At 35.7% G+C, this 16,825-nt stretch carries 17 protein-coding genes; 13 read left to right on the top strand and 4 right to left on the bottom strand.

Annotation, left to right across the window (positions count from 1 at the left end; translation table 11 throughout):
• Positions 1–60: 60 nt before the first annotated feature.
• A complete protein-coding gene (locus RHABOEDO_RS02090; protein WP_215216393.1) occupies positions 61–576 on the bottom strand; it encodes a transposase in 516 nt (171 codons plus the stop codon).
• Complete coding sequence (locus RHABOEDO_RS02085; protein ID WP_215217041.1) at positions 533–886, bottom strand: transposase; 354 nt, start codon at positions 884–886, stop codon at positions 533–535. The genes RHABOEDO_RS02090 and RHABOEDO_RS02085 overlap by 44 nt, the downstream gene beginning before the upstream one ends.
• A 134-nt stretch (positions 887–1,020) precedes the next feature.
• Here RHABOEDO_RS02085 and RHABOEDO_RS02080 point away from each other — a divergent pair, with 134 nt between their 5' ends.
• From RHABOEDO_RS02080 to RHABOEDO_RS02035, 10 genes are all read left to right on the top strand, one after another.
• Positions 1,021–1,377 carry a hypothetical protein gene (locus tag RHABOEDO_RS02080; RefSeq protein WP_220017714.1) on the top strand — a complete coding sequence of 119 codons (357 nt, stop codon included), beginning with the start codon at positions 1,021–1,023 and terminating at the stop codon, positions 1,375–1,377.
• Positions 1,378–1,401: 24 nt separating this feature from the next.
• Positions 1,402–2,415, top strand: coding sequence for an IS30 family transposase (locus tag RHABOEDO_RS02075; protein ID WP_215216525.1), 1,014 nt, complete (start codon positions 1,402–1,404; stop codon positions 2,413–2,415).
• A gap of 57 nt (positions 2,416–2,472) precedes the next feature.
• A complete protein-coding gene (locus RHABOEDO_RS02070; protein WP_215217738.1) occupies positions 2,473–3,288 on the top strand; it encodes a hypothetical protein in 816 nt (271 codons plus the stop codon).
• Positions 3,289–3,334: 46 nt separating this feature from the next.
• On the top strand, positions 3,335–4,819 hold the full coding sequence (locus RHABOEDO_RS02065) for an RING finger protein (RefSeq protein WP_215217739.1): 1,485 nt from the start codon (positions 3,335–3,337) through the stop codon (positions 4,817–4,819).
• Positions 4,820–4,913: 94 nt separating this feature from the next.
• A complete protein-coding gene (locus RHABOEDO_RS02060; RefSeq protein WP_220017713.1) occupies positions 4,914–5,057 on the top strand; it encodes a transposase in 144 nt (47 codons plus the stop codon).
• Positions 5,058–5,129: 72 nt separating this feature from the next.
• Positions 5,130–5,267, top strand: coding sequence for a hypothetical protein (locus RHABOEDO_RS02055; RefSeq protein ID WP_220017712.1), 138 nt, complete (start codon positions 5,130–5,132; stop codon positions 5,265–5,267).
• Entirely contained in the window at positions 5,224–5,739 is a 516-nt protein-coding gene (locus RHABOEDO_RS02050) for a transposase (RefSeq protein WP_220017711.1), read from the top strand. The genes RHABOEDO_RS02055 and RHABOEDO_RS02050 overlap by 44 nt, the downstream gene beginning before the upstream one ends.
• Positions 5,740–5,787: 48 nt before the next feature.
• Positions 5,788–6,042, top strand: a complete 255-nt coding sequence (locus RHABOEDO_RS02045) for a hypothetical protein (RefSeq protein ID WP_220017710.1) — start codon at positions 5,788–5,790, stop codon at positions 6,040–6,042.
• 68 nt (positions 6,043–6,110) lie between these two features.
• A complete protein-coding gene (locus tag RHABOEDO_RS02040; protein ID WP_215216525.1) occupies positions 6,111–7,124 on the top strand; it encodes an IS30 family transposase in 1,014 nt (337 codons plus the stop codon).
• Between the two features lie 235 nt (positions 7,125–7,359).
• Complete coding sequence (locus RHABOEDO_RS02035) at positions 7,360–7,572, top strand: hypothetical protein (protein ID WP_220017709.1); 213 nt, start codon at positions 7,360–7,362, stop codon at positions 7,570–7,572.
• Between the two features lie 39 nt (positions 7,573–7,611).
• Here the strand turns inward: RHABOEDO_RS02035 and RHABOEDO_RS02030 are convergent, their stop codons facing one another.
• The gene (locus RHABOEDO_RS02030; RefSeq protein WP_215216525.1) at positions 7,612–8,625 is read right to left on the bottom strand and encodes an IS30 family transposase; all 1,014 of its coding nucleotides are present in this window, start codon (positions 8,623–8,625) and stop codon (positions 7,612–7,614) included.
• A 156-nt stretch (positions 8,626–8,781) separates the two neighbouring features.
• Between RHABOEDO_RS02030 and RHABOEDO_RS02025 the strand changes: the two genes are divergently transcribed.
• The 3 genes from RHABOEDO_RS02025 (at position 8,782) to recJ (ending at position 15,873) form a co-directional block, all read left to right on the top strand.
• On the top strand, positions 8,782–9,417 hold the full coding sequence (locus tag RHABOEDO_RS02025) for a hypothetical protein (protein WP_215216767.1): 636 nt from the start codon (positions 8,782–8,784) through the stop codon (positions 9,415–9,417).
• A gap of 186 nt (positions 9,418–9,603) precedes the next feature.
• Positions 9,604–14,124 carry a protein translocase subunit SecD gene (gene secD / locus RHABOEDO_RS02020; RefSeq protein WP_215216768.1) on the top strand — a complete coding sequence of 1,507 codons (4,521 nt, stop codon included), beginning with the start codon at positions 9,604–9,606 and terminating at the stop codon, positions 14,122–14,124.
• A gap of 9 nt (positions 14,125–14,133) precedes the next feature.
• Entirely contained in the window at positions 14,134–15,873 is a 1,740-nt protein-coding gene (recJ, locus tag RHABOEDO_RS02015) for a single-stranded-DNA-specific exonuclease RecJ (protein ID WP_215216769.1), read from the top strand.
• Positions 15,874–15,931: 58 nt separating this feature from the next.
• On the opposite strand, the gene RHABOEDO_RS02010 is transcribed toward recJ, so the two are convergent.
• Positions 15,932–16,363 (bottom strand): helix-turn-helix domain-containing protein, encoded by a 432-nt coding sequence (locus tag RHABOEDO_RS02010; RefSeq protein ID WP_215216770.1) that lies wholly within the window; start codon positions 16,361–16,363, stop codon positions 15,932–15,934.
• Between the last annotated feature and the right edge of the window lie 462 nt (positions 16,364–16,825).

Below are 16,825 nucleotides of genomic sequence, written 5' to 3'. Positions count from 1 at the left end.
TAGAGAAAATATGAGTATTCCATCCATAGATCAAATATATGAACCTATCTTGAATTAAATTTACTGTTTTAAAGATACTTGCCGACTTAAGAAATTCATCCAATATCCCAGTAGTCCAAACATTAATAGTCCGTTCCAATATATTGCCTTTCTTTCCCAGCGCACTGTAAGACGACGGAAGCATGTCTTTAACCAAGAAATCGTTCTCTCAACGACCCAACGTTGCTTTTCAAGGTAGCAAATGCCTTTTATCTTATATCCCTTAGTGTTTCTTTTCCGAGCTATCAGAGGAAAAACCTCATGGGAAAGAACATCGATACGTGTTTGCTCTGAGTCATAACCTTTATCTGCTTCAAGTATGGGTACTTTTCCCTGATTCCATGCTTTTTTAATGAAGGGAATGACTTTCCTAAGCAGAGGGATCACTTGTTTTTTCTCATCCCCGGATGCTGATGTAAAAGTGATTGCAAGAGGCTTTCCTGATTTTTCTACCAGTAAATGCGATGTCACGCCTTTACCTTTGTAGCCATAATCAACTTGCTCTCCTCCTCCGCGTCCGCTGGAAAAAAAAACCATCTACAGAGAGTCTCTGGGCATCAATACACCCCAGCTGTTCGGCAAGCTTAAGCAGCTCTTCTAAAAATTGATCTAAAAATCCAGCAGATTGCATTCTTCCAAGCCATGCGTGTGCTGTTGAGGGATGAGAAAACTCCTTGTTTCTAGGTGCATCTTTCCAAGGAGCTCCTGTCCGAAGCACCCAGAAAATAGTATTCACTACAGGTCTCCATGGCGCTAATTTTCTTCCATAATGGTTACGATTTACCCATTTTTCCATTTGAGGTTCGAGTATTTTAAACTGTTCTTCATTTAATCCTTGCTTGCTCATGTCATCTGTCTTTAGTTAAAAAATAAAAAGATCTGGTATCATAGCGAAAATTTATATTCAATTCAAGATAGGTTCATAGGGCATTCAATACAATATGCCAGGGCACAACATATACTTTTGGTCTTATTCCTCCCATGTATCGTGCCATCTCAGCAGGATTACAATTTAATAAAATTTATGAAAATCCTAATATGAGCACAACAAAAAAAACAGCTTCTATTCTAGTAACCGGAATAAATATGGCAGCTGAATCACAATTAGTAGCTCGCAAAATTAATCTTTCACCAGATGAAGAATTACACAACCTAGCAAGCACTGCCATCATCACACGAGCAGGAATGGATTTGCTTGATAGGATTGATGGGTTGGGTACAGAGAACTATGCAAATATATGGGAAATGGCTGCCTCTGAGGTAAAGCCTGGAATTAAGACTGCAAAATATATAGTCTTTTCAAGTTTGAAGTGCACAGAAGAATTAAAAAAAGAATAGGCAGGCGATGAAAGAATCTCTATTGTGATTTTTAACAATCAAACACAAGGAGAGACCTTGCCTAAAGGCTACCATCACCTAACCTATGACCAAAGATGTCAGATTTATATTTTAAAAGCTAGAGGAGATACATCTAGCTCAATAGCAAACATTCTAAAAGTTCATCATAGCACTATTAGTAGGGAACTTAAGAGAAATAAAGGGCAACGAGGATACCGTCATCAGCAAGCTCAAGAAAAAGCATTTCTTAGAAAAAATTCTCAGCCCAATAAAAAAATGACTCCTCAAATAGTTACCCGTATTGAAGAAAAAATCAAGTTGCAATGGAGCCCTATACAAATATCCGGATGGCTTAAAAGACATGGTAAAGAACATGTTAGTCATGAGACCATCTATAATCATATCTGGAAAGATAAACGACAGGGAGGACAGCTTTATAGAGAGCTCCGTCATCGAGGGAAAAAATATAACAAGCAGAGAAAGGGAGCTTCTGGAAGAGGGAACATGCCTGGTCGTATAGATATTAAGCAACGGCCTTGTATTGTAGAAAAAAAGACTCGTTTAGGAGACTGGGAACTAGATACAGTCATAGGGGCAGGACATAAAGGCGTAATTGTATCAATGGTAGAAAGAACTTCCAAGCTAACTAAGCTCGCCAAAGTTTCTCATAAAACTGCAGAGGAAGTAAGTCAAGCGTTAATTGAACAACTTAAACCTATCAAAGATTTTGTACACACATTAACAGCAGACAACGGAAAAGAATTTGCCTATCACCAAATGGTTAGTTTCGAGCTAGAGACAGACTTCTACTTTGCAACGCCCTACCATTCTTGGGAAAGAGGCTTAAATGAGCATACAAACGGACTAGTTAGGCAATATTTTCCTAAAACACAAAGCTTTTTAGATACGACTTCCAAGGATATAGAAAGGGTGGAAACTTTACTAAATAACAGACCTAGAAAGGCTCTCAACTTCGAAACTCCACTAGAAGTGTTTACGAGATTATCTACAAACATGCTATGCTCGGGTGCACAATAGATGTTTTTTCAAGTATTTATATGTTCTTTTTTGTGCACTTCAAGGTTGAAAGGGCCTATGCTTAAGATACAGCAGATAGCGCATAATAGAGAAGATTTAAATACTTGTCTTAGCGCTATAGAAAGCGCTGAAATACTCTACATGCATAGAAAAATGTTCTTATCAAAATTAAAAACACTTTACAGAACAGCTCTACAGGCTTCACAAACTGCTAAAAACGCCTTTCAAATTCAACAGCCAGCTACAAGTCAACAAACCGTAACTACCCAAATCGATCTACAAGAAGCTATAAATAACCAACTAACAAATGTACAAATATTTTACCAAGATCTACTATCAAGATATAAAGAAACCCTCCAAGGAAGATGTAGCAACCTCGAAATATTGAATTTGTTAGATCAAGAAATCCATGAACAATTGCAAACTATAAGAAGCAAGCTAAGAGAATGCGAAGCGATTATAGAGGGAAGGGATATTACGCATTTCGATACAATTCCCTTTCTCTTACACGGGGAAGCCGTTTTTCAAAAAAGAATGTGCAGAATCTCTGGTAAACCTATTCGTAAAGTGGTAGTTGTACGAGCATCAGATAACAACAAACCCATCTATTACGAATGGAGAAATTTACAACAAGCTTTAGAAAATGATTTATGCCCCCCTAGATGGCCTGTATCTCTTGCCTTCGGCCCTGAATCCACCATAATTGATATAGAAGAGACAAGAGAAGTGATAAATGAGCTTAAAAAAGCCTCATCAAATCCTCAATTCAAGAAGGATGCTCAAGAAAAATATCTCGATTATAAAATGCAAAAAAAAGCACTAGAAGAAGCACTTAAACTTCTTAAAGTTGATTTAGCACAAGCTAAGGTCTAATACGAATATGAAAATATTTATAAAAAAATAAAAGATAGAAAAAAATATGGCGCAAATCATTCTTACATCAGCTGCTTGGTATGCTCTTCCTAAAGGAATAGACTACTTAACATCTAGACCCTCTAGTCTTGAATCAAGGATTGACCGTGTTCGAGCAAGGCTTTTTGCTTATAAAGCTACTTTAAGTAGACTTGCTAATACAAATCCCCTCATTGAGAATCTTAAAAGTATGGCATCGATGTATTATTCCAATATGTGGCTTGCTATATTAATCGCGCCGGGTTTTCAAAAAATCATGCCTTTTAAAGGTTTTGACTCTATATTTTGGAGGATATTTACTTGTCATATATTATTCATTTGCAAGCTCAGCAAACCTGATTGCATAAAATTCATGAAGAGTGATGCTGCATTAGAATATATGACAAGTTCATGGGGATTAAGGTGTATAAATATCTTTTCCTCTTTCTCTTTTACTAAGACCCACATATTACGCTTCATAAAAAGCCATTTACCAGACTGTTTAGCAAGCGATCAGCTTATTTCCATCTTAGATAAGAAACTACGACCTTCAGACGCTTACGATTTGCTAAATGCAAGCTATTCACCTGAATATTCCAGGACATTGTTTGAAGAGGGGGGTATTATTGTCAGGTTCTTTGACTCCTCTTTAGCCCCTTTAGATAGAGTAAGAGGTTATAACCCATCTGCAAGAGATGAATTGTTTAATACCATATTTAGCAATGCAATAAGGGCAGAAAATGTAACAAGAGAATATGAAATTAGAGGTTCTTTTAGGGAAGATCACTTAGACGGTGACTTAATTGAAACTGGAGCAAGCATCATAAGGCGTATAAAGTCATGTAGAAGCTATATCGCAAATATGCAATCATCCCTTCAGGAATTGCCCCTTTACGCTGAGGATATACATGACACTGATCCAATTCTCAATCAAATCCAATGCCCTATTTCATTGAGAGCTATTCGAAGAACAATTACAGATCCGACCAATGAAAAAACGGTTTATGATTATGAAAGCTTTAAAATTTGGCTTGAACACAGCAGAACCTCTCCTGTTACAAGAAAAAAAATTCCTGAAAGCTTTGATGTAAGATATGAAGGAGGGAGTCGATATGATTCCATATTGAGGTATCGAAAAACTCTTTTACAATCAGGAGAATTACAAAACCCAGAAGAATTTATTGCTAATCTTAAAGATATATTCGAAGAAATTGGCACCCTAAATGATGCAAATGACATAAAAGACGCCTCAGAAAAGGTTCGTACCTTTTTCCAAAAAGGCATTTTAAATGCTTATGACAGTTCCTATCTTCATGCTTTAGATTCTTGCAAAGCCTGTAAGAGAAGACATAATCAAGATCTAAATGATAGAAAAGAGGAAACTTTCCAAAACATCTCTCTTCAAGAAGTCGAGCAATCTCGTTTTATAAAAAGCGAGCTTAATCTAGAAATAGAAAAAATTAAAACAAAAAAAGAAGATTTGATTGAAGACTTTTGCAAACCCAACTCTTAAATCAAAATAAATTAACTATGAACCCATCTTGAATTGAATATAAATTTTCGCTATGATACCTGATCTTTTTATTTTTTAACTAAAGACAGATGACATGAGCAAGCAAGGATTAAATGAAGAACAGTTTAAAATACTCGAACCTCAAATGGAAAAATGGGTAAATCGTAACCATTATGGAAGAAAATTAGCGCCATGGAGACCTGTAGTAAATACTATTTTCTGGGTGCTTCGGACATGAGCTCCTTGGAAAGATGCACCTAGAAACAAGGAGTTTTCTCATCCCTCAACAGCACACGCATGGCTTGGAAGAATGCAATCTGCTGGATTTTTAGATCAATTTTTAGAAGAGCTACTTAAGCTTGCCGAACAGCTGGGGTGTATTGATGCCCAGAGACTCCCTGTAGATGGTTTTTTTTTCCAGCGGAAGCGGAGGAGGAGAGCAAGTTGATTATGGCTACAAAGGTAAAGGCGTGACATCGCATTTACTGGTAGAAAAATCAGGAAAGCCTCTTGCAATCACTTTTACATCAGCATCCGGGGATGAGAAAAAACAAGTGATCCCTCTGCTTAGGAAAGTCATTCCCTTCATTAAAAAAGCATGGAATCAGGGAAAAGTACCCATAATTGAAGCAGATAAAGGTTATGACTCAGAGCAAACACGTATCGATGTTCTTTCCCATGAGGTTTTTCCTCTGATAGCTCGGAAAAGAAACACTAAGGGATATAAGATAAAAGGCATTTGCTACCTTGAAAAGCAACGTTGGGTCGTTGAGAGAACGATTTCTTGGTTAAAGACATGCTTCCGTCGTCTTACAGTGCGCTGGGAAAGAAAGGCAATATATTGGAACGGACTATTAATGTTTGGACTACTGGGATATTGGATGAATTTCTTAAGTCGGCAAGTATCTTTAAAACAGTAAATTTAATTCAAGATAGGTTCATGATCAATAATTATTAAGGAATAAAAAATGGTCCAAATCATTCTTACATCAGCTGCTTGGTATGTTATTCCTAAAGGAGTTGAATACTTAATATCAGAGCCATCTAATCTTGAATCAAGAGTTGATCGCATTCGAGCAAGTCTTTTTGCCTTGAAATCTGCTCTACAAGGACTTAACTACCCAACTAGACTTAAATTCGCTTTTAAAGCGACTTCGATCATTGTTTCCCACATGTGGCTTGCTACATTAGTTACACCAGGATTGACAAAGATTATAGGGTAGTCTTTTCAAGTTTGAAGTGCACAGAAGAATTAAAAAAAGAATAGGCAGGCGATGAAAGAATCTCTATTGTGATTTTTAACAATCAAACACAAGGAGAGACCTTGCCTAAAGGCTACCATCACCTAACCTATGACCAAAGATGTCAGATTTATATTTTAAAAGCTAGAGGAGATACATCTAGCTCAATAGCAAACATTCTAAAAGTTCATCATAGCACTATTAGTAGGGAACTTAAGAGAAATAAAGGGCAACGAGGATACCGTCATCAGCAAGCTCAAGAAAAAGCATTTCTTAGAAAAAATTCTCAGCCCAATAAAAAAATGACTCCTCAAATAGTTACCCGTATTGAAGAAAAAATCAAGTTGCAATGGAGCCCTATACAAATATCCGGATGGCTTAAAAGACATGGTAAAGAACATGTTAGTCATGAGACCATCTATAATCATATCTGGAAAGATAAACGACAGGGAGGACAGCTTTATAGAGAGCTCCGTCATCGAGGGAAAAAATATAACAAGCAGAGAAAGGGAGCTTCTGGAAGAGGGAACATGCCTGGTCGTATAGATATTAAGCAACGGCCTTGTATTGTAGAAAAAAAGACTCGTTTAGGAGACTGGGAACTAGATACAGTCATAGGGGCAGGACATAAAGGCGTAATTGTATCAATGGTAGAAAGAACTTCCAAGCTAACTAAGCTCGCCAAAGTTTCTCATAAAACTGCAGAGGAAGTAAGTCAAGCGTTAATTGAACAACTTAAACCTATCAAAGATTTTGTACACACATTAACAGCAGACAACGGAAAAGAATTTGCCTATCACCAAATGGTTAGTTTCGAGCTAGAGACAGACTTCTACTTTGCAACGCCCTACCATTCTTGGGAAAGAGGCTTAAATGAGCATACAAACGGACTAGTTAGGCAATATTTTCCTAAAACACAAAGCTTTTTAGATACGACTTCCAAGGATATAGAAAGGGTGGAAACTTTACTAAATAACAGACCTAGAAAGGCTCTCAACTTCGAAACTCCACTAGAAGTGTTTACGAGATTATCTACAAACATGCTATGCTCGGGTGCACAATAGATGTTTTTTCAAGTATTTATATGTTCTTTTTTGTGCACTTCAAGGTTGAAAGGGCCGGTTTAAAGATAGCTATTCATACGGATTTTTAAAGATGGCTGTTTGTTATGCTCTATTTAGCAGTAGATTTATCCTGATAAAATTCATAAATAGCAATCAAGGGCTAGATTTTATTACAAGTGAAATAGGATTCAAGCTTGTAAGGACCGAACCTGTCCTGCATTTAATCAATCAACATATGAGAATATCTCGTTTAGGTACCCAACAGGAGCTATTAAATATTTTAAATAGAAAACTAGAGCACTCAGCTGCTCAAGAATTATTTCATGCTGTACCCAGTAACCCTCCATTTCCTCTTTTTAGCATTACAGAGAAGATCAAGTTCTGGAAACTTTTAGAAGAAAAAGCAATCGACTCTATTAGTTTTCATTTACGGCCCTTTCAACCTTGAAGTGCACAAAAAAGAACATATAAATACTTGAAAAAACATCTATTGTGCACCCGAGCATAGCATGTTTGTAGATAATCTCGTAAACACTTCTAGTGGAGTTTCGAAGTTGAGAGCCTTTCTAGGTCTGTTATTTAGTAAAGTTTCCACCCTTTCTATATCCTTGGAAGTCGTATCTAAAAAGCTTTGTGTTTTAGGAAAATATTGCCTAACTAGTCCGTTTGTATGCTCATTTAAGCCTCTTTCCCAAGAATGGTAGGGCGTTGCAAAGTAGAAGTCTGTCTCTAGCTCGAAACTAACCATTTGGTGATAGGCAAATTCTTTTCCGTTGTCTGCTGTTAATGTGTGTACAAAATCTTTGATAGGTTTAAGTTGTTCAATTAACGCTTGACTTACTTCCTCTGCAGTTTTATGAGAAACTTTGGCGAGCTTAGTTAGCTTGGAAGTTCTTTCTACCATTGATACAATTACGCCTTTATGTCCTGCCCCTATGACTGTATCTAGTTCCCAGTCTCCTAAACGAGTCTTTTTTTCTACAATACAAGGCCGTTGCTTAATATCTATACGACCAGGCATGTTCCCTCTTCCAGAAGCTCCCTTTCTCTGCTTGTTATATTTTTTCCCTCGATGACGGAGCTCTCTATAAAGCTGTCCTCCCTGTCGTTTATCTTTCCAGATATGATTATAGATGGTCTCATGACTAACATGTTCTTTACCATGTCTTTTAAGCCATCCGGATATTTGTATAGGGCTCCATTGCAACTTGATTTTTTCTTCAATACGGGTAACTATTTGAGGAGTCATTTTTTTATTGGGCTGAGAATTTTTTCTAAGAAATGCTTTTTCTTGAGCTTGCTGATGACGGTATCCTCGTTGCCCTTTATTTCTCTTAAGTTCCCTACTAATAGTGCTATGATGAACTTTTAGAATGTTTGCTATTGAGCTAGATGTATCTCCTCTAGCTTTTAAAATATAAATCTGACATCTTTGGTCATAGGTTAGGTGATGGTAGCCTTTAGGCAAGGTCTCTCCTTGTGTTTGATTGTTAAAAATCACAATAGAGATTCTTTCATCGCCTGCCTATTCTTTTTTTAATTCTTCTGTGCACTTCAAACTTGAAAAGACTTACCACAATACCGTGAAAGCATACAGGATACCGATCCAATCCTCTGTAAAATTCAGTGTTCCATTTTAGGAAGGGCTCCCCGCAGCGTGATTACAGATCCTACAGATCGTAAAACCGTTTATGATCGCAATACATTTGAAACCTATCTCAAATGCTATGACATTTCTCCTACCACAAGAGAAAAAATACCTGAAGGATTTAATCTGGGTAATGAGGGAGGAAGTCGATATGATTCCATATTGAGGTATCGAAAAACTCTTTTACAATCAGGAGAATTACAAAACCCCGAAGAATTTATTGCTAATCTTAAAGATGTATTCGAAAAAATTAGCACTCTGAATGATGCAAATGACATAAAAGATTCCTCAGAAATGGTTCGCGATTTTTTCCAAAAAGGCGTTTTAAATGCTTATGATGTTAGTTATTTCAAAATAGACCCAAAAACAATAGAGACCCTTCTTGAAAAGAATAAAGATTATCCTCATGGAGTAGAACATATTAAAAAAGTTATAAAATTTCATAGCTCTGAAGTCCATAGGATACAACACAATCAAGATCAGTATAACGATAATATGGGCTATGTGCCTTTACGCTCTAAAAAAGGATTTATAGGAGTTTCTGTTGAAGACTTCGAGCAATACCCTTTTATCGTGAACGAACTTAATTTAGAAATGGGAAAAATAAAAATAGAGGGTCAAGAGTTACTTCGAGTCTTTTCATAAATTAAAATGATCTTTTACTGACTTTAACTCAAAAAAACAAGCATCTATCTTTAAAATAAGTCTTTTGTGTTCCTCTTTAAACTTAAGAGCGTTTGCTATCGTAAAAAAATTCTTTAATAGACAGAATCGAACACTATCCGTATTCTAAATCTGTTAAAATCTTTTAGATCTCAATTGGGAATTTACATGAAAAAGCAAAAAAAATGGCAGTTATATCTACTCTTTATTGTTATTGCTCTTACCGTATACAATATATTGCCTACTGTTTTTTATTACACTAAACCTTTACATCAACCTATCGAAGGGAAAAAAGCAGAGCAAATCGCTGTCTCTATCTCTGAAAGAGTCAATCAGCTTGAAGAAGAAGCAGAAAAATGGCTATATTCTTTTTGCAATCTGCTTGAGGTAAAACCACAAGCAATAGCTCTTGATGCTAGACAACCTCAACTCATTACAGTTTCTTTTAAAAATACAGAAGAAGCTAACCTATTTCGTACTTATTTGCCTAGGGCAGGTCAACTGATTCCTTTTTTACCTGCACAGCTATTTTTACATGAAGATACCGATACAAATAGCAGAACGGTTATTGTGCAAAGACGCATTCCTATCCATTTTGATGCCCATACCTATTATCAATTCTCCCATAAGTTGGACTCTCTTGGAAAACCTACCCCCTTTTATGAGAAAATTGTTCAAGACCGCGCTCTACAAATAGCCTCTTCGATTGCCGGTTCTACGCAAAATGCTCTTTATTTACAAAATGCTTTAAAACAAACAGGTGCGATTCAAGAAGATCAGTTTGTGCAAATTGCTAAAAATATTCTTAGCTTTACCAATGTATATGGGGAGAGCTCTTTAATCACCGAGCGCTATTTTGCTAGCTTTACTCAATGCAATCTAGATGATCGCCGCGGTTTTATGCAAAGCTGGATTCAAAGCTTAGATGCTCTACAGACAAAGCTTGTAAAAGAAAAAGAGCAGCTTCAAAATAAAAGAGCACAAGCGGAAAAAACAGCTATATTCTTAACCACTTTAGAGCAACAAAGGCTTGAATCCTTAAGCGATAAAACACAAACTCTCAAGCAAGCTACCCAAGCTATCAAGAAACATCTCGATCTATTTGTAAAAGCCAAAAATCCTTTAGCTTACGAAGATTTACAAAAGAATTTGACACAGGATCATAATACGCAAATAATTGCTCTAAAGGGATATAACCCTTTTATTAAAAGTATTTCTATTGATTTTAGCCAGGAAAAAATCTTTTTAGATCTTTATGAAGATGTAGAAGCGATGAGAGAAAAAAGTCTACCGCCTTCTCATCTAGCGGATCAAGCAGATCAATTGATGTACAATGAAATCGCTTTCATTGCAAGATCAGCAGATGAAATAATTTCTCCTTTTCAAGGTCGTTTTGAAATCACATTAAATCAGTTATCCGATAGCAAAAGCTTTCTTGCTATGAATCTAGGCCAAATTGCGCATAAAATGTCTTCTCAAGTTAAAGAAACGCTCTTACGCTTTTGGCATCCCATTCACCCCGATCTACAACGTAATGCATTGCCTATTTACGACTACGATACTTATAAAACCCTTCCACTTGCAGAGCAAAAACTCGCTTTAGTTGTCTATGCACCAGCTAGTTATGATGCGGCCCCTGTGCCTGGATTTCGTTCCCATTCTATTTACGTAGTTGCTAAGGGTATGGATAAAATTTTATCTCGTTTGCAAAATGAGGGCCAGTCCGCTCAAACCAACCAATTCATTCAAGATTTTAACCAGCTTCGTGAAATTCTACAAAAAAGCGGCTTTGTAGATTATTCTACAGCAGGTTATGCCTTTGATCCTGAATTTAGCCAGGATCTGATTTTTGAACAGGAAAATTACTATCAAACCCTGATGAAATCAACAAGAGAAAATTTTAAAGTCTCTGGAACAAAGCGTTTTGCCATACTAGAGTTTACTAACCTTGAGCAAAGGCTACTTACCGAAAATAAAATCCTCAATCAAATGCATGAAGATCTACTTAAATGGCGAGATGATTATTTTGCTGCCCAAAATCAGGCCAGAGGCGTTAACAAATACGATGTACCAAAACCTGTTCATAACATTTATTGGAATAATTTCTGCTTAAGTTTAAAAAAATATTTTAGAGGAGATGACCGTAAGATTTTACATTGGGGATTAGATCTCTCCGGTGGTAAAACCGTTCAATTAGAACTCATCGACCGTAACGGAAAAACAGTAGTAGACCCAATAGATATCAAGCAAGGGATCAATGAGCTATATGCCCGCATAAATAAGATGGGCGTATCAGAGGTAAACATTCGCCAAGAAGGCAATACTATTGCACTAGATTTCCCTGGTGCACAAGGATTATCGGCTAGTGATCTTATAAAGTCCTCTTCGATGTATTTTCAAATAGTTAATGAAAAATTCAGCCCGAATAATCCAGAGCTAGCCGATGCTACACAAAAATTTTTACAAGAAATTTGGAATGAAGCTGTAGTTACCAACTGTAAAGACATTGAAGACATCCATTTAATTGCAAGCAAACATTTATATGGTGATTCTTTAGACTCAGAATTAGTGCAACCTCGTTCTGAAGCCGCTAAAACACTTTATGAAAATGGATTGCGTTTTGTTCTTAGCGGGTCTATAAACAGCAATTTTAATGAAACCTATTCTAAAATTGCCATGCTTAGAGGAAGCGACTTTACTAGCTGGAATGGACAAACCCATCCTTTGCTTATTGTGTTTCGTAATTTTGCTTTAGAAGGCTCTAATTTAGAAAATATTCACGCTTCTTATGACCCTTCTAAAGGAAACTTTCTTGCATTTTCCGTTAAAGGCGCCTTCACAGATAAATCAGGAAATAAGCAATATCCCCGCGATAATTTACTAGCTTGGACTTCTCAGTTCTCTAAAGAAAAAATTCAAGGCACAGCTAGAGAAGCTTTTTCTGCAGGAAGAGGCTGGCGTATGGCTGTTATTCTCAACGGATCTATAATTAGCTCCCCTACTTTAGACTCAGAATTAAAAGATAGCGGAATGATTACTGGAAGCTTTACACAAAGAGAAATTAGCCAATTAGAAGCCGACCTTAAAGCAGGTTCTTTAAGTTTTACCCCTCATATTCTCGCTGAAAAAAATGTATCTCCAGAGCTGGGAGCTAAAGAGAGAATACAAGGTATTATTGCAACCATGATTGCCTTATGCCTCGTTATAGCAGCTATGGTAAGTTATTACCGCTTTGGTGGAATGATTGCTTCAATTGCCGTTATTTTTAACCTATTGATTTTATGGGCCACATTGCAAAACCTACAAGCAACTTTGAGTTTAGCTGGAATTGCAGGGATCATTTTAACAGTTGGCATGGCAGTTGATGCAAACGTTTTAGTCTTTGAAAGAATCCGCGAAGAGTTTCAGACAACAGGTCGTATTGCTATGGCTATTCATGTGGGCTATCGCAAAGCTTTCTCTGCAATCCTAGACTCTAATGTCACTACAATTATTGCAGCTTTAGTTCTACTGAATTTTGATTCAGGACCTATTAAAGCTTTTGCTATTACTATGATTATTGGAATTATCTCTTCCATGTTCACCGCACTTTTTATGACACGCTTTTTCTTCTCTAAATGGGTAGAGAACCCCAATCACAAAAAACTGAACATGTTAAATTGGTTTAAAACGAAAGACTTCAATTTCTTTAAATATGCAAAACCTGCGTTATTTCTTTCTTTTTGCGTGATTCTAATAGGCTCTTTTATGCTAGTTACTCAACGCAATACCATTTTTGGTATGGATTTTAGAGGAGGTTATGCGCTTACTGTTGAACTAACTCCTAATACAGAAAACAACTATAGACAATCTATAGAAAAAGCCCTTATAAATGCTGGTGCTACCAGTAATGAAATACAGATAAGAGAGCTTACTCCCAACAATCAGGCTCGTATCTTTTTGAGTAAGAGCTTGCAAGAAGAGGGCCATCCTTTTGCTAATCTGCCTTTTGAATATACCCTAAAAGAATCTAATTACCCTTATCAAACCAATCCAAAAATTGTATGGGTTGTGCAATCATTAGAAAAATCAGGGCTTGTATTAACTCTTTCTAGTCTACAAAGCTTAAATAAGCAATGGACAGAGGTAAGCGGACAGCTCTCTGATACAATGCGTAACAATGCTTTAATTGGAATTAGTATCGCTATGCTATGTATTCTTATATATATTACCATTCGCTTTGAATTTAACTATGCAATCAGCGCTATTTTATGTTTAGCTCATGATCTATTCTTTACTTTAGCCGCTATTGCCATCTTACATAGATTACATGTCCCCATTCAAATTGATCTGAATACAATTGCAGCACTTATGACAATTATTGGATATTCTTTGAATGATACAATTATCGTTTTCGATAGGATTCGAGAAGATATGCAATTTATGCGTAAAATGAGCTTAATCGATATCATGAATCACTCTTTAAATGTAACTTTAAGCAGAACCCTCATGACATCAGGGACTACCTTGCTTGTATTAGTTCCTCTTTTATTCTTAGGCGGATCTACTCTGTTTGGATTTTCTTTAGTTATGGTTATTGGTGTCATTTTTGGAACTCTATCATCATTGTTCATTGCAGCCCCTCTGATGAAGTTTTTTTGTGAACGGGAATTACAGAAATTAAGCAAAATGAAATTAAATGAGCGATAGGATACATGCATGATATTAAACTACTGCGATCCTATATGGGTTTATCCCAAAGTTGATCCAGAATGGCATAAAACAATTATTAAAGAGTTTAGCATTCATCCTGTTACAGCCTATGTTCTAGCTTCTAGAAATTTTAAAACTTTAGAAGAGATACATGATTTTTTATATGCTAAACTCCCCCATTTATTTGATCCGCATCTTTTTCCTGATATGGATAAAGCTGTGCATCGCGTCCTACAAGCCCTTTCTCAAAAGGAGAATATTCTCATCTATGGAGATAATGATGTCGATGGAATTACAGCAGCGACTCTTCTAACAGAATTTTTAAGATTTATTTGTGGAAATGTCTTTTTCTATATACCTAATCGCAATTCGCTTAAACAGAGTTTAATTCTTGATGCTATTGACTTTGCTATCCAAAAACAATGTAAATTAATTATTACAGTGGACTGCGGCATTACCGCTGCTAATGAAATTCAGGAAGCTGTTAAAAAAAATATCGATGTAATTGTAACAGACCATCATGAGCCTACTTCGAAGTTGCCTCACTGTATTGCCACATTAAATCCCAAGTTATTTAACAGCACTTATCCCAATCGAAATCTTACCGGAGTAGGAGTTGCTTTCAAACTAGCTCACGCTATTACAAATACCTTGATCGCAAATGGATCTATTAGTCCTACAAAAATCGATCTTAAACGCTATTTAGATTTAGTTGCTTTAGGTACAATTGCTGATATGGGTTCTCTTTTGGGTGAAAATAGAATCCTTGTGCGTTATGGCCTACGCCAAATGCGAAAAACCAGAAGAATTGGTCTTGCTAAGTTATTTTTCATCTGTAGTCTTAAATTAGGAGAGATCACTCCTATTGATATCGCTTCTAAAGTAGCACCCCGTCTCAATAGCCTGGGAAGAATCGCAGATCCTCTTAAAGGTGTGGAATTGCTATTGATTCGAGATGCTAATGCAGCTGAATCCTTAGCAAAAGAATTAGACTTAAATAACATTGAAAGACAAAAAATTGAAAGACGTGATTCTGAAGACTTAGAACAATATATTTTACGTAATCCTCAAATACTTCGTCAAAAAGCCATTGTCATCTCTTCTAATAAATGGCACCCTGGGATTATTCCCATTATTACCGCTCGTATTGCCAAGCAATATAATAGACCAACTGTGGTTATTTCCATTGATCAAGGCTTAGGAAAGGGCTCCATAAGAACAATTCCTGAATTCCCTCTTTTACAACATTTGCGTGAGAGTAGTGACCTTTTGGAAAACTTTGGTGGTCATGATTTTGCAGCAGGTCTGACCATTAAAGAAGAAAACATTCCCGCTTTTAAAAAGCAATTTATAAAAGCCGCTAATCTTCACCTCAAAGATCAGGATATCATTGCTAAAATTTATCTAAATGCAAATATACAGTTTGGAGATTTAACCTTTGATTTTATGGAATCTTTTAATTTGCTCGAGCCTTTTGGAAATGAAAACCCCGCCCCAATTCTCTATTGTGATGCTAAACAAATTTGGCCTCCAAAAATCGTGGGTAAAACCCATCTTAAACTCTATCTTGAACAACAAGATCGCATGTTGGAAGGTATTGCCTTTGGAATGGCCGACAAGAGACAGCGTTTACTTAAGAAAAAATTAATACTACATATTGCATTTACTCCTCATATTAATAACTTCTTAAATAAATCCAGCATCCAATTACAAGTTCGCGACTTTCAGCTTGCTAGCTTTCCTTAAAAATACAAACGCATCTTATGAAAAGTCCTGATGCGTTTGTTTTAAATTCTCTGATAAATTAGGAAACATCCTCATCTATATTAGAAATCATTTTATTCAGATAGCAACTTTGATATTGCTTAATATTATCAATATGCACAATCCATGCGGATCCTTTACGACAGGCTTTTAATAGACCAATACGTGTTGCATAGTAAATTTTTTGATAAGGCACTTTTAATAATTTAGCAGCTTGCTGAATCGAATAATACCCTTTTTTATTATCAAACAGTAACTCTCCATTATGCATAGACTTAGAACGAGAGTATTTCATTTTTTTATATTGATCTAAATCCTCCATATCAATAATCCAACGAGTTGGATTTTTATAAGCTTTTAACTTTTTTTGTTTAATCGCTACATAAATAGCTTGACGTGTCACCTTATTAATTTTTGCCGCTTCTGATAGCGTAACAAACTTTTTTTCCTCTGCGGGTTCGATTGAATTCATAGAGACACCTCTAATTTATAGTTATAATTAATTATAAAAAGCACATATTATCTTGTTGAAAGCAAAAAATTATCTTTTAATAATACTTTAATTTTAAACTAAACAGTGAATATTATAAAAATATAATTAACATTTTATTTTTATATATTCTATTTTTCAAAAATAGCAAAAAACTATGCTTAAATAAAAACTTAAAAGCTTATCGAAAATAATCCATTTAATGGCTCCTAAGTGTATCTTAAGCATTTTTTAGTCCATAGAAAAAACAATCTTATTTATTTCAACAAATTTTTGTTTTTTAGCAGAAGCATAAATTATATGTATATAAAAAATTAAATTTTAATAAAAACATATCAATTAAATCAAACAAATATATTTAAAAATAAATTTAAAATATAAATTTTTATAATTAATAGTAGTATATAAATTTATACTTTTTACAGATGAAATTAAGTAAAGAAA

The sequence above is a fragment of the Candidatus Rhabdochlamydia oedothoracis genome (assembly GCF_019453995.1).
GTDB lineage: Bacteria > Chlamydiota > Chlamydiia > Chlamydiales > Rhabdochlamydiaceae > Rhabdochlamydia > Rhabdochlamydia oedothoracis.
The sequence above is the reverse complement of the archived record's forward strand: the minus strand, read 5'-3'. Positions and strand labels throughout refer to the sequence as shown.